Origin of the sequence: Sphingomonas sp. STIS6.2, assembly GCF_000732685.2 — a bacterium.
GTDB lineage: Bacteria > Pseudomonadota > Alphaproteobacteria > Sphingomonadales > Sphingomonadaceae > Sphingomonas > Sphingomonas aerolata.
In genome coordinates this window covers 14,160-28,485 of the sequence record NZ_JPDP02000024.1, presented here as the reverse complement: position 1 = coordinate 28,485, position 14,326 = coordinate 14,160, and the positions used below count along the sequence as shown (strand labels likewise).

Below are 14,326 nucleotides of genomic sequence, written 5' to 3'. Positions count from 1 at the left end.
AGCCCGAGCCCGAGCGCGGGAAAGGCGACAAACGTCACCCCCAGCACAGCGAGGTGGAGCGGCCAGTTGCGCAGCCCGTCCCAGATCGCAGCACGCGACAACTTTGCGCCGTGCAGGAAGAACAGCAGGAAGATCGCGACGTCGGCGACATAGCCGACGATCGTCGCCGCCTGTCCCCGCGCCGGCAACAGGCTCGCCAGCACGACGGTGCCGAGCAGCATCAGGATGAACGGCTCGAAGATCGATAGAAAGCGCCGGATCACGGATGCGCGGTCACATAGGCCTCGAGGGTCGCCAGATGCCCGGCGATCGCCTCGTCATCGAGGAAGCTGCCGAGGAAGCTGTTGCGCGCCAGCGTCACGATCTGCCCGCGCGACAAATTGCGCGCCCGCGCGGTCTGGCGGTAGTTCTCGCCGATATAGCCGCCGAAATAGGCCGGGTCGTCCGAATGGATCGTCGCACGCAGGCCGAGATCGAGCATCCTGTCGATCGGATGGTCCTCGATCCGGTCGACGTTGCGCAACCCAACGTTCGACAACGGGCACACGGTCAGCGTCATCGCTTCGCGGGCCAGTCGCGCGACCAGTACCGGATCCTCGAGCGCACGGTTGCCGTGATCGATCCGGTCGACGCGCAGGATGTCGAGCGCCTCGTGGATATAGGCGGGCGGGCCCTCCTCGCCGGCATGCGCGCACAGCAGCAGCCCGGCTTCCGCCGATGCTTCGAACACGCGCGCGAACTTCGACGGCGGATGCCCCATCTCGGACGAATCGAGCCCGACGCCGATCATCTGGTCGAGCCAGGGCTCGGCCTGTTCGAACGTCCTGAACGCATCTTCCTCGTCGAGATGCCGCAGATAGCTCATGATCAGGCCGATGCTCATCCCGTGCTTCGCCCGCGCGGCATCGATCCCGGCGAACAGGCCGTTGGCGACGACGTCGAACGGGATGCCGCGATGCGTGTGCGTCTGCGGATCGAAGAAGATCTCGGCATGGACCACGCCGTCCTGGGCGACCCGATCGAAATAGGCGAGCGCCAGATCGTGGAAATCCTCCTCGGTCTGCAGCACGGCCGCGCCCGCATAATAGATGTCGAGAAAGGTCTGGAGGTTGGTGAAGCTGTAGGCCGCGCGCACGTCCTCGACGCTCTTGAACGGAATCGCGACCTTGTTGCGCTCGGCGAGCGCGAACATCAGCTCGGGCTCGAGGCTGCCCTCGATATGCAGATGCAGTTCGGCCTTGGGCAGGTTGGTGATGAAGTCGTCTGTCATGCTCGATCCCGTCGTGATGTGCGTCACCGCGCAACCATTCCGCGCGTCACGCACTTTGCGCAAGGTCGAAACCCGTTGCATGACATCGCTGTCACGTTACCGCGGACCGGCTATTGCCGCCTCTTACCGATCACGCGAAGGACCCATCGATGCCCACAGGACTGGTCGCACTGCTCGACGACATTGCCGGGATCACCAAGCTGGCCGCGGCCAGCCTCGACGATATCGGTGCTGCGACCGGCAAGGCGGGCAGCAAGGCGATCGGCGTGGTGGTCGACGATGCCGCGGTCACGCCGCGCTACATGGTCGGGTTCTCGCCCAAGCGCGAATTGCCGATGATCGGCAAGATCGCGCTTGGTTCGTTCCGCAACAAGCTGCTCTTCATCCTCCCCGCCGCCCTCGCGCTGAGCGCGTTCGCACCCTGGGCGCTGACCCCGCTGTTGATGATCGGCGGCACCTATCTGTGCTTCGAGGGCGCGGAAAAGATCCTCGAGGCGCTCGGCGGCGGCCATGCCGAAGCCGAAGCCACCGCCCCGATCGATCCGAAGACGCTCGAGGACCAGAAGGTCTCTGGCGCGATCCGCACCGACTTCATTTTGTCGGCGGAGATCATGGTGATCGCGCTGTCGGACGTTGCCGCCGAACCGATCTGGGAACAGGCGATCGTGCTTGCACTGGTCGGCGTCGCGATCACGATCCTCGTCTACGGCGTCGTCGCGCTGATCGTGAAGATGGACGATATCGGCCTGCATCTGACCGAGCGGAAAAGCCCGGCCGTGCAAGCGTTCGGCCGCGGCCTGGTCAAGGGCATGCCCGTCGTCATGTCGGTGCTGTCGGTGGTCGGCACTGCGGCGATGGTCTGGGTCGGCGGACAGATCATCGTCCACGGGATCGAGGATTTCGGACTGACGACGATCCCGCACTTCATTCACGATGCCGCCGCGGGCGCCGCCGCCGCGGTGCCGGTCGCCAAGGGCGTGGTGAACTGGGTGGTCAACGCCGCACTGTCGGGCGTCGTCGGCCTCATCCTCGGTGGCGCGATCGCACTTGGCCTCCACGCGGTGAAGAAGCCCAAGGCGCACTGAGCCACCCCCATACGTCATCCTGACGAAAGTCAGGACCCAGGGTAACGGGCACTGACGTTCGTGGCTCTGGATCCTGACTTTCGTCAGGATGACGGGGAAGGATCAGCGGATCCCTATTTCGCCGTCCACTTGTCCATCCAGCCGATCACCTCGCCATACCATTGCAGGCTGTTCTTCGGCTTCAGCACCCAGTGATTCTCGTTCGGGTTGACCAGCAACCGTGACGGAATCCCCCGCCGCTGCAACGCGGTGAAGCTCGCGAGCCCCTGCGTATAGGGAATGCGGAAATCTTTCTCGCCGGTGATCACCAGCATCGGCGTCTTCCAGTTGGCGACGTAGTTGACCGGGTTCCATTTCTCGAACGCGGCAGGATCCTCGTAATAGGTCTTCCCGCCATGCTCCCACTCGTCGAACCACAGCTCTTCGGTCTCGTACGCCATCGCACGCGCATCGAAGACGCCGTCATGCTGGACGATGCACTTGAACCGGTCGGGCCACTTCCCCTCGATCCAGTTCATCATATAGCCGCCATAGGACGCGCCGAGCGCGCAGGCACGGTCGCCGTCGAGCCAGCCGAATTTGGCGGTCGCCGCCGCCAGCCCCTTTTGCAGATCCTCGAGCGGCCAGCCGCCCCAATTGTTGCTGATCGCGTCGGTGAAGGCCTGGCCATACCCCGTCGACCCGTGGAAATCGACCGCGACCAGCCCGTAGCCCGCACCCGCGAACACCGCCGGGTTCCAGCGATAGGACCAGCTGTTGTTGCTCGACCCCTGCGGTCCGCCGTGCACCATATAGGCGACCGGGACCTTGCCCGTGGTGCCATACGGCTTCACCGCATAACCCCAGACGGTGTCTTCGTTCGCGCCCTTGAAGTTGAACCGCGTGACGGTCGGCATGTCGATGCCCGCGAGCTTTGTCGCGTTGACCGAGGTCAGCCGCTCCGGCTTCGGCATCCGCGTGCCCTTCACCGCCAGCGCATAGAAGTCGTCGGGCGCGGTCAGGCTGCTGATCGCGACGACCACGCCCCTGGGCGTCGGCACGACCGCGCCGACATGGCCCTCCTGCGTCAGTCGCGTCACTGCGCCCGTGGCAGGATCGACCGCGAACACCGGCGTCTCCTGCGTGTCGTCGGCGGTGACGTAGATCCGTTTGCTGTCGGGGCTCCACGCGATCGACGCAACCGAGCGATCCCAGCCCTGCGTTACCGCGCGCACCTGGCCGCTGGCCAGATCGCGCGTCATAAGCACCTGGCGATCCGCCTCGAACCCCGCGCGCGCCATCGCGAACCAGGCGAGCGTGCGGCCATCGGGCGACACCGTCGGCAGATTGTCCATGCCGGTGTTCGCCGCCGTCAGGTTGACCGGCGCTGCGGAACCGTCCGCGGGGACCGAGAAGATGTCGAGATTGGTCGAGGTCGCTTCGATCCGCCCCGCCTCACGCAGTGCGAAATACAGCGTCCGGCCGTCCGCGCTCCACGACACTTCCTCGCCGCCGCCGAACGGCTTGGACGGCGCATCGCCGATCAGACCGCCAGTCACCGCGACGCCGTCTCCCTGCGCGCCCGCGGCCGTCAGCGGCAGCACGAACAGCTGCGACCGGTCGCCGTTCGACCATGTGTCCCAGTGCCGCACGAACAGCTGGTCATAGGTCCGCCCCGCCCCGGCATTCGGGTCCTTCTTGACGATCGCGGGCGCAAGGCTCGGCGCGCCGGGCTTGCGATCGGCCCAGATCACCAGCTTGTCGCCGGTCGGTGCGACCTTGAACCCGCCAAAGCCGCCCTCGAAGCTCGTCAGCTTGCGCGGCGTGCCGCCAGCGATCCCGATCGACCAGACCGCGTCGCTGCCGCCCTTGTCCGACTGGTAATAGACGGTTGCGCCATCGGCGGAGAATTGCGCGCCGGTCTCGTTCACATCGGCTTCGGCGATCAGCGGCTCGGGTTTCGCACCCTTGCGCGTCAGGTCGAGCCGCCACAGGTCGAACCGCCCGCGATCGGCGGCGAGATCGGTCTCGCGCTGTTCCCACACCAGCCAGCGGCCGTCCTTCGACACGGCGGGCGAGGACACGCGCGACAGCTTGACGACATCGTCGATGGTCAGCTGGCGGGCGGTGGCAGGGGCGCTTGCAAGAGCGAGCACGGCGAGGCTTGCGGACAGCAGGATCTTCATGCGCGTCTGCATAGAATGCTTGCACGATCGCGCGCAATCGCCACGTCGTCGCGCACGATGACGCGCAAATCCTCCTTCCCGCCCGTGGCCGCCGCCGATGCGCGGCTGCTCGTCCTCGGCAGCCTGCCCGGCGACCGTTCGCTTGCCGAAGCTCGCTATTATGCGCATCCGCAGAACCAGTTCTGGGCGCTGATGTCGGGGGTCGTCGCGCGCGATCTGGTCGCGCTGGCCTATGACGACCGGCTGGTCGCGTTGCGCGATGCGCGCGTCGCGCTGTGGGACGTGATCGGCTCGGCACGCCGCGCCGGCAGCACCGATGCCGCGATCCTCGATGCGCAGGACAATGCGGTCGCCGACCTGGTAACGCGCCTTCCGGAACTCCGCGCGATCGCGTTCAACGGCGCCACCGCGTTGAAGTTCGGCCTCAGACAGGGGCTCGGAACGCTCGGCCCGCAGATCGTCGCGCTGCCGTCGAGCAGCCCGCTCCACACGATCGGCCGCGCCGCCAAGCAGCCTGCTTGGGACGCGCTCGCCCCCTTCCTTGCCGTGTCGCGCTAGATCCGCACCGCGCCCGCCGCACGCACATCGGCGATCGTCGGCCAGCCATTCACCGCCATCAGCAGATCCGCCTCCGCCAGCAGGCACCGCAACACATGCGCCGCCCCCGCCGCCCCATCGAGCGCGAGGCCATACGCATAGGGCCGCCCGACGCCCACGGCACGCGCGCCGAGCGCGATCGCCTTCACCACGTCGCTGCCCGACCGGATCCCTGAATCGAACAGCACGGGCACGTCGCCCGCTGCGGCGACCACATCCGGCAGCATGTCGATCGCCGCGATCCCGCCATTGGCCTGGCGCCCGCCATGGTTCGAACAATAGATCGCATCCGCTCCTGCATCGATCGCGCGGCGTGCGTCGTCGGGATGGCAGATCCCCTTCAGGATCAGCGGCAGCGTGGTCAGCGAGCGCAGCCACGCCATGTCGTCCCAGGTCAGCACCTTGCCGAACACGCCTGCCCATTGCCGCACCGCCGCCGCACCATCCTCCTCGGGCGGTTTGGCGAGCATCGCGCGAAAGACGGGATCGGAGAAATAGTTCATCAGCACCGCGCCGCGCAGCTGCGGGAAGTTCGCGACGTTCAGGTCGCGCGGCCGCCATCCCGTCACCCAGGTGTCGAGCGTGACGACGATCCCCTTATACCCCGCCGCCTCGGCGCGGCGCACCAGGCTCTCGGCCAGTGCCTTGTCCTTTGGTGTATAGAGCTGGAAAAACCCGGGGGTATCGCCCAGCGCACCCGCCACGCTTTCGAGCGGATCGTTCGACAGCGTCGACGCCATCAACGGCACCCCCGTCTCGGCCGAGGCGCGCGCGGCGGCGAGATCGCCGTGACCGTCCTGCGTGCAGATCCCGATCACCCCGACCGGCGCCATGAAGACCGGGCTCGGCAGGCGCATCCCGAACAGCTCGACCGACAGGTCCCGCTTGCTGCAATCGACCATCATCCGCGGCGTCATGCCCCAATGCCGGAACGCGTCGGCATTGTTGTTTTGCGTGAATTCGTCGCCGCAGCCGCCCTGGACATAGCCCAGCACCGATGGCGGCATCGTTGCGCTCGCGCGCTGTTCGAGCGTCGCGTAATCGACCGGGAGCTTCGGGATCACGCCGCTCAGACCGGCGTTGTAGATCGCGTTCTGGTAATCGCCGAAATGCGGCATCCGCCTGCTCCTATCGACGGCGTTACACCCGTCCTGACGGCGAATGTAGCGCTCAGCCGTCGAGCCGCGCCAGAAATTCCTTTGCCTGCGCCAGCGTCGCGTCTTGGTCCGCCGGTTTCATCTTCGCCCAGTTGCGATACGGCATCGCCAGTCGTGGATTGCGATCGAGCTTCTCCGCGTTGCGCACCAGGAAATCCCAGTACAGCGCATTGAACGGACACGCATTTTCCCCGACGCGCTGCTTCACATCATAGCGGCAATGCCCGCAATAATCCGACATCCGGTTGATGTACGCGCCCGACGCCGCATAGGGCTTCGACCCGAGCAGGCCACCATCGGCGAACTGGCTCATCCCCAGCGTATTGGGCAGCTCGACCCATTCATACGCATCGGCATAGACCTCCAGATACCATTCATGGACCTGCTTCGGGTCCGCGCCGATCAGCAGCGCGAAATTGCCCGTCACCATCAGCCGCTGGATATGGTGCGCATAGGCATGGTCGAGCGTCTGCCCAATCGCTTGCGCGAGGCAGTGCATGTCGGTCTCGCCGGTCCAGTAAAAGCCCGGCAGGTCGCGCCTAGCATCCAGGAAGTTGCGCTCGACATACTCCGGCCCCTCGCGCCAATAGATGCCGCGCATATATTCGCGCCAGCCGATGATCTGGCGGATGAACCCTTCGGCGCAGTTGAGCGGCACGCGCCCGGCGGCATATTCCGCCTCGACCGCGCGACACAGGTCGACCGGATCGAGCAGCCCCGAATTGATATAGGGCGACAGCACCGCGTGCCACAGGAACGGCTGGTCGGTCAGCATCGCATCCTGATAATCCCCGAACCGCGGCAGCGCGTGCTTCAGGAAATGCCGCTGCTGCTTCAGCGCGTCCTCGCGCGTCGTCGCGAAGTCGAAGGCATCGAGGCTGCCTGGATGCTCGCCGAACCGCGCCGCGACCATCGCGAGCACCTCGGTCGTGATCGCATCGGGGGCAAAGGAGAGCGGGCGCGGCATCAGCAGGTCGGCCTTGGCGGGCTTGCGATTATCCGCATCGTAATTCCACTCGCCCCCCTCGGGCTTGTCGCCGTCCATCAGCAACCCGGTGCGGCGGCGCATCTCGCGGTAGAAATACTCCATCCGCAACTGCTTGCGCCCCTCCGCCCAGGCCTCGAACTCGGCATGGCTGGCGAGGAAACGGTCATCGGCGCGGATTTCGACCGGCAGGCCGAACAGCGTTTCCCACGCCTCCAGCATCCCCGCAACGCGCCACTCGCCCGCTTCGGTGACGATGATTCGCGCCGGATGATGCCGCCCGATCGCGCGCGCGACCTCGCCGGTGAAGCTGCCGGTCGACTCCGGATCGTCGAGCGTGACGTAGTCGACGGTCCAGCCCGCCTCGCGCAGTGCCTCGGCGTGATGCCGCATCGCCGACAGGATATAGGCGATCTTGCGGCGATGGTGGCGGACATAGGTCGTCTCGTCGGCGACCTCCATCATCAGCACGATCGTCGCCGCCGGGTCGGCCCCGTTGAGCGAGGCGATCTGCAGCGAGAGCTGGTCGCCGAGGATCGGCACGAGCGTGGTTTTCTTGGAGCGCATCGCATCCTACATGGCGGACCATGACCGCTCCTACAAACCCGTTATATCTGGGCCAGAACAGCGCCCTCCCCGCCTCGCCCGAAGAGGCCGTGCTCGATTACGTGCCCAACCCGCGCGTCGGCCGGACCTATCTGGTGCGGTTCGCGGTGCCCGAATTCACCTCGCTCTGCCCGGTTACCGGCCAGCCCGACTTCGCGCATCTCGTCATCGATTATGTCCCCGGCGAGACGATCGTCGAATCCAAGTCGCTCAAACTGTTCCTGGGCAGCTTTCGCAACCATGCCGGCTTCCACGAGGACTGCACGGTCGGCATCGGCGAGCGGCTGTTCGACGAAATGAAGCCGGTCTGGCTGCGGATCGGCGGCTATTGGTATCCGCGCGGCGGGATCCCGATCGACGTCTTCTGGCAGTCGTCCGCACCCCCCGCCGATCTCTGGCTCCCCGATCAGGGCGTCGCCCCGTATCGCGGGCGTGGCTGACGCCGTCGCCGAATGCAGCAAGATTGATAAAGTTTAATATCAAAGCGTGTGTTGCAGTGCAATATTAATGCAACTTTCATACCTTGTCAGCCGTTGGGGGTGAGCGCGATGCCGGGTTAGCCCGTTATGCGCGCTCAGACAAAGGACAGGGTATGGCGTTACCGGCGGACGGGACCAAGATCACGCGGCTGGCACTCATCGGCAATTTTTTGCCGAGGCGGTGCGGTATCGCGACCTATACGACGGATGTGTTCACGGCGATGCGGGCGCGCTTTCCCGAGGTCGCGGTCGACGTCTATGCGATGGATGATCATCCTGGCCTGTACGAGTATCCGCCGGAAGTCGTTGGAACGATCCCCGAAACCGATCTGACCGCCTATCTGGATGCCGCACGCAAGATCGATGCGAGCGGAGCCCAGGCAATCTGGGTTCAGCACGAATACGGCATCTACGGTGGCCCGGCCGGGGACTATCTGCTCGCGCTGCTCGACCGCACGACGCTGCCGGTCGTCGTTGCGTTGCACACGATCCTCGAACGCCCCAATCCCGACGAACGCCGCGTCATGGAGGGCCTGTTGCGCCGTGCCGCGCGCGTCATCGTTATGGCGGAGCGTGGCCGCGACATCCTCCAGCGCGTTTATGGCGCCAGCCCGCGGCAGATTGTGATGATCCCGCACGGCGTGCCCGATCGTGACCTTGTCGAACCCGACACGCTGAAGGCGCAATTCGGCTGGGAAGGCCGCAAGGTCGTGCTGACCTTCGGGCTGCTCGCGCCGAACAAGGGTATCGAAACAGTGATCGAGGCGCTGCCCGCGGTCATCGAACGCCATCCCAATCTGCTCTACGTCGTGCTCGGCGCGACGCACCCCAATCTCGTCGCGCATCAGGGCGAGGCGTATCGTGATCGTCTCAAGGCGCTGACCGAAGCTCGTGGCGTGGCGGGCAATGTCGCCTTCATCGACGCGTTTGTCGAACATGATGAGCTGCTGAGCTATCTGCAGGCAGCCGATATCTATGTGACGCCCTACACCAACCCGGCGCAGATCACCTCGGGCACGCTCAGCTATGCGATCGGCGTCGGCAAGCCCGTCATCTCGACCCCGTACGTCCATGCGACGGAAATCCTCGCCGATGGGCATGGCGTCCTTGTCCCGTTCGGCGATGTCGCTGCCTTTGCGCGCGAGATCGACATGCTGCTGTCGAGTGATCGCGACCGCCATCGCCTGGCCGAACGCGCCTATGCGCGCGGTCGTACGATGATCTGGCCACAGCTTGCCGAAACATCGATGGCAGAGATCCGCGCGGTGGTCGCGGCACGCCCTTTTCGTCTGGCAAAACCTTCGCCCCCGTTGAAGCCGCTTGCGCCTGACTTCGCGGCCGTCGAACGGATGAGTGATTCGACGGGCATGCTCCAGCATTCGATCTACTCGATCCCCGATCGCCGGCATGGCTATTGCATCGACGACAATTGCCGTGCGCTCATGCTGATGAGCGCGATGCCGGACATGGATGAGGTCCAGCGCGACAAGTGGACGACGATCTATGCGTCGTTCGTGCAATATGCCTGGAACCCCGACGAGCGTCGCTTCCGCAACTTCATGAGCTTCGACCGAACTTGGTGCGAGGATGTCGGGTCCGAGGATTCGAACGGTCGCACCGTCTGGGCGCTCGGCATCACCGCACGCGATGCGCAGCTGGCCAAGCATCGCGACTGGGCGACGGCGATGTATGACTCGACCGCATCCTGTGCACTCGAGCTCGGCAGCCTGCGCGCTCAGGCCTTTGCGATGCTCGGCGCGGCGGCGATGCTCGAGGCCAGCCCCGGGCATCAGCTCTCGCTGTCGATCCTGGCAAAGTTCCCCGATGTCCATCTGGCACTGCTCGAGAAGACGCGACGTCCCGAATGGCAGTGGTTCGAGATCGTTCTGGCCTATGACAATGCGCGCCTGCCACAGGCGCTCATCCGTGCGGGCCAGGCGCTCGGCCGCCAGGACCTGATCGATTGCGGTCTGGCGACACTCGAATGGATCGTCGCCAAGCAGACCTCGCCCGAGGGTCGCTTCCGCGCAGTGGGTACGGAAAGCTTCGGACGCTCCTATGAGGATCCGCTGCAGTTCGACCAGCAGCCGCTGGAGGCACAGGCCACCGTTGATGCCTGCATGGCGGCGTTCGAGGCTACCGGCGACCTGCGCTGGCGTGACGAGGCCGAGCGCGCCTATCGCTGGTTCCTGGGCGGGAATGACCTCAATCTGCCGCTCGCAAGCATCGCCGATGGCGGCTGTTTCGATGGATTGATGCCGACGGGATTGAACCGCAACCAGGGTGCAGAGTCGATTTTGGCGCTGCAATTGGCCAATTGTGCGATTTCGGGGGTATCAAACACAGCCCAAAGCGTGGCAGGAGCCTCGCGCGTCGTCGCATAGCCTCGCTAGCGTCGGCGTCCCAAGGTGGAACGGCACGCGAGGCATAAGCACGATGGACCTGTTTACCCACCAGCTGCGGTTGCACGCCGACCCGTCACGGGTCGTCGTCCGGCCCTTTCATATCGCCTGGGCCGGCAATGCCGGTGCTCCCAGTCGTACCGAGCGACTGGTCGGCGAAGTCCTCGAGATGACGAGCGCCGAGGCGCGAATCCAGCTCGAGGTGGTGCTGAAGGATTTCGAGGCGCGGCACTGGCAGACGCGGCGCGTGTTCATGACGCGCTACGACCAGATCGAGGACATGCTCGGGCTTAACGGCGCGGATATCGGTGACGAGAAGCGCCAGCTGATCGGCGCCTATTTCTGTCATGAATACAGCTATGCCGCCGCCGCGCTGATGAACCCCAGCGCGGTGCCGCATTTCGACCAGTCGGGCATGCCGCCGGGCAGCCTGCGCATCCTGATGTCGATGCGCGCGGTCGGCGAAGGTCACATCTCGTCGGTCGCTTTCCGCGAAGGCATCATCACCGACCAGAACCTGATGAAGCTAGCGCCCGAGCCGCCTTTTGCGACCGCGACCGACGCGGTCGGCAGCGGCGAAGACGAGATGCCGCAGGGCCCCGTCACCGTCTATCGCCACCGCGACAGCACGCTCAGCGGCACCGTGATCTTCCCGATCACCCAGGCGCAGTCGAAGGGGCTAGAGGATCTGCGCATCGTCCGCTTCCAGCATGACAATGGCGACTATGAATGGATCGGCACCTACACCGCCTATAACGGCTCGGTCATCCAGTCCGAACTGATGCGGACGCGCGATTTCCGCGCGTTCGATCTCGTCCCGATGACTGGGCCCGCCGCGCGCAACAAGGGCATGGCGCTGTTCCCGCGCAAGGTGAACGGCCAGTATATGATGATCGGCCGGCAGGATGGCGAAAACCTGTTCCTGCTGAAGTCGGACACGCTGACCGACTGGGACGACGGCGAGAAGATCCTGACGCCGCTCTATCCATGGGAGCTCGTCCAGATCGGCAATTGCGGCCCGCCGATCGAACTCGACGAGGGCTGGCTGCTGCTCACGCACGGCGTCGGCGCGATGCGCAAATATTCGATCGGTGCAGTGCTGCTCGACAAGGACGACCCCTCGAAGGTGATCGGCCGCACGCAGCAGCCGATCCTCGCCGCCAAGGATCAGGACCGCGAGGGCTATGTCCCCAACGTCGTCTACAGCTGCGGCGCGCTGCGCCATGGCGATGCGCTGTTCCTGCCTTACGGCATCGCGGACAGCTCGATCGGCTTCGCCTTCGTCAAGATCACGGACATGCTCGCCGCGATGAAGTGAGCCCCCCTACAACCCCGGCGAAGGCCGGGGCCCAGTTGGGATACGGAGATAATGACGGACCGCGCTCCGTAACGTCGACCTTCCCAACTGGGCCCCGGCCTTCGCCGGGGAAGTGCGCTCAACCACGCAGGCCGTTCCCCTCCCTGGCCTCCCGCAAAGGCGGGAGCCCAGCCTGGGTCCCCGCCTTCGCGGGGAACCGGCCTCCTACCGCGATGCCGCCATCGTCCGCCGGTACATCACCCAGGTCAGCAGCGCGAACAGCAGGGTCCCGCCGACCAGCGCGATGGGCACGAACCCCTCCCCGACCAGCGCCAGCGGCGTCTCCTGGTTGGTGAGATAGACGATCCCGGCGAACCCCACGCCCCATAGCGACTCGCCGACGATCATCCCCGTCGCGGTCAGCACGCCCATCCGCCTGGCAAGCTCGGGATCGCGCGCGCGGTCGGCCCAGCGGTCATAGGCATAGCCGACCACCGCGCCGATCGTGACCGGCAACGTCACCGCCATCGGCAGATACACGCCCAGCCCGACGCCCAGCGGCGGCAACCGCAGCTTGCCCGCCTTGCCCAGCAGTTCGTCGAGCGCGATCACCGCGACACCGGTCATCGCGCCATAGCCGATCATCGCCCAGTTGAGATTGCCCCCCAGCACGCCCTTGGCGAGCGCCGAGATCAGCGCCGCCTGCGGTGCGGCCAGCGCATTGGGCCCGGCCCCTGGCGCGCCGGCAAAGCCAAGCGTGCTGCCCAGCAGGTTGAGCACCGGCGGCACGACGATCGACCCGAACACCACGCCGATCAGCAGCGCGACCTGCTGCTTCCACGGCGTCGCACCGACCAGCTGCCCAGTCTTCAGATCCTGGAGATTGTCGTTCGAGATCGTCGCGATGCCGAAGACCACGCCGGTCACGATCAGGCCGTAGGCGACCAGCGCCTGCGTCGTCCCCGGCTCGACCGCACGACCGAACCACGACACCAGCAGGATCGATGCGGCGAGGATGGCGAGGATGCCGATGCCCGACACGGGAGAATTCGACGCGCCGATCAGCCCCGCCATGTACCCGCACACCGCCGCGATCACGAGGCCGATGACCAGAATGAACGCGAGACTCCCCGCGATCAGCCCGACCGCCGACGCCTCGAGCGGCCCGCCCTGGAGGACGGTCCACAGCAGGATCCCGATCGGGACGAGCATCGCCAGCGATGCAATCCCGACGATCCCGATCGGGATGTCGCGCTCCTCGAGTGCCAGCACTTCGCCGCCGCGCTTGGCCGCCGACGCCGCCAGCGCCGATCGCACGCCGCCGACCACGGGTCCTGCGATCTTGAGCAACGTCCAGATCGCCGCGACCCCGATCACGCCCGCACCGAAGAACCGCACGTCCGACCGGAACACGGTCGTCGCGATCACCTCCGCGGTCCCGGTCACGCTCCCCGCCGAGGTCAGGATCGGCAGCAGGATCCACCAGCCGATCACCACGCCCGTAAACATTGCCATCCCGACCGAGATTCCGACCAGATGCCCCGCGCCCAGCAGCGCGAACGACAGCCCGCCCGAAATTCCGGTCGCGCCTGCGCCGACGCGGAACCACGTCGCGGCCTCGGCAGCGACCAGCTTGGTCTGCGTCAGGATCGCGAATCCGGCCGACACCAGCGCGTTGACGACGATGATGCCGAGCCCGCGCGCACTCTCCTCGCCGCCCTCGCGGCTGCCCGCGCCGACCTTCAGCACCTCGGCGGCCGCGCGGCCCTCCGGATAGGGTAGCACCGTGTCGACGACGAGCGCACGGCGCAGCGGGACCGAGAACAGCACGCCCAGCACGCCGCCGAACATCGTGATCGCCGCGGTGGTGAAGAACGGAAACCCCTGCCACCACCCGATCATCACCAGGCCGGGCAGCACGAAGATGATCGCCGCCAGCGTACCCGCCGCGGACGCGATCGTCTGGACGATGTTGTTCTCCAGAATTGTTGAATCCTTGAACAGCCGCAGCACCGCCATCGAGATCACCGCGGCGGGGATCGACGTCGCGAAGGTCAGCCCGATCTTCAAACCCAGATAGACGTTCGCCGCGGTGAACAGCAGCGTGATGATCGCGCCCAGCACGACCCCGCGAAAGGTAAGCTCGCGCATACTCGTCTCGGGCCCGGTCTCGGATACGCCCCGCGTCGCGTCGGTCATCAGATCGTCCTAACCAGAAACACGTGCCCCGGCGGAGGCCGAAGCCCAGTCGGAACGTCCTCCAACCGGGCCTCGGCCTCCGCC

Annotated in this window: 11 protein-coding genes; 5 read left to right on the top strand and 6 right to left on the bottom strand. The window is 65.9% G+C overall.

The features are described 5' to 3' along the window. On the bottom strand, positions 1–263 hold a 263-nt coding region (locus tag sphst_RS03915; protein WP_234387314.1), incomplete at its 3' end, for a bile acid:sodium symporter. Continuing rightward, positions 260–1,270: an adenosine deaminase gene (locus sphst_RS03910; RefSeq protein ID WP_107045197.1), complete on the bottom strand. Its 1,011-nt coding sequence runs from the start codon at positions 1,268–1,270 to the stop codon at positions 260–262. The genes sphst_RS03910 and sphst_RS03915, both read right to left, overlap by 4 nt. Before the next feature lie 149 nt (positions 1,271–1,419). On the opposite strand from sphst_RS03910, the gene sphst_RS03905 reads away from it, so the two are divergent. Next, positions 1,420–2,355, top strand: a complete 936-nt coding sequence (locus tag sphst_RS03905; RefSeq protein ID WP_031395057.1) for a DUF808 domain-containing protein — start codon at positions 1,420–1,422, stop codon at positions 2,353–2,355. A gap of 113 nt (positions 2,356–2,468) precedes the next feature. Here the strand turns inward: sphst_RS03905 and sphst_RS03900 are convergent, their stop codons facing one another. Then, positions 2,469–4,520: a S9 family peptidase gene (locus sphst_RS03900; RefSeq protein WP_107045196.1), complete on the bottom strand. Its 2,052-nt coding sequence runs from the start codon at positions 4,518–4,520 to the stop codon at positions 2,469–2,471. Between the two features lie 57 nt (positions 4,521–4,577). Between sphst_RS03900 and sphst_RS03895 the strand changes: the two genes are divergently transcribed. Continuing rightward, entirely contained in the window at positions 4,578–5,078 is a 501-nt protein-coding gene (locus sphst_RS03895; protein WP_107045195.1) for a DNA-deoxyinosine glycosylase, read from the top strand. Here sphst_RS03895 and sphst_RS03890 read toward each other — a convergent pair. Next, positions 5,075–6,235 (bottom strand): alpha-hydroxy-acid oxidizing protein, encoded by a 1,161-nt coding sequence (locus sphst_RS03890; RefSeq protein ID WP_107045193.1) that lies wholly within the window; start codon positions 6,233–6,235, stop codon positions 5,075–5,077. The genes sphst_RS03895 and sphst_RS03890 overlap by 4 nt on opposite strands. Positions 6,236–6,287: 52 nt before the next feature. Further along, positions 6,288–7,826: a cryptochrome/photolyase family protein gene (locus sphst_RS03885; protein WP_031393107.1), complete on the bottom strand. Its 1,539-nt coding sequence runs from the start codon at positions 7,824–7,826 to the stop codon at positions 6,288–6,290. Between the two features lie 20 nt (positions 7,827–7,846). On the opposite strand from sphst_RS03885, the gene queF reads away from it, so the two are divergent. From queF to sphst_RS03870, 3 genes are all read left to right on the top strand, one after another. Further along, positions 7,847–8,305: a preQ(1) synthase gene (gene queF, locus sphst_RS03880; protein ID WP_037527914.1), complete on the top strand. Its 459-nt coding sequence runs from the start codon at positions 7,847–7,849 to the stop codon at positions 8,303–8,305. A gap of 152 nt (positions 8,306–8,457) precedes the next feature. Beyond that, the gene (locus sphst_RS03875; RefSeq protein WP_031393527.1) at positions 8,458–10,728 is read left to right on the top strand and encodes a glycosyltransferase family 4 protein; all 2,271 of its coding nucleotides are present in this window, start codon (positions 8,458–8,460) and stop codon (positions 10,726–10,728) included. A gap of 52 nt (positions 10,729–10,780) precedes the next feature. Next, on the top strand, positions 10,781–12,064 hold the full coding sequence (locus tag sphst_RS03870; RefSeq protein ID WP_031440075.1) for a glycoside hydrolase family 130 protein: 1,284 nt from the start codon (positions 10,781–10,783) through the stop codon (positions 12,062–12,064). A gap of 204 nt (positions 12,065–12,268) precedes the next feature. Here the strand turns inward: sphst_RS03870 and sphst_RS03865 are convergent, their stop codons facing one another. Beyond that, positions 12,269–14,242 (bottom strand): OPT family oligopeptide transporter, encoded by a 1,974-nt coding sequence (locus sphst_RS03865; protein ID WP_051916614.1) that lies wholly within the window; start codon positions 14,240–14,242, stop codon positions 12,269–12,271. Positions 14,243–14,326 lie beyond the last annotated feature (84 nt).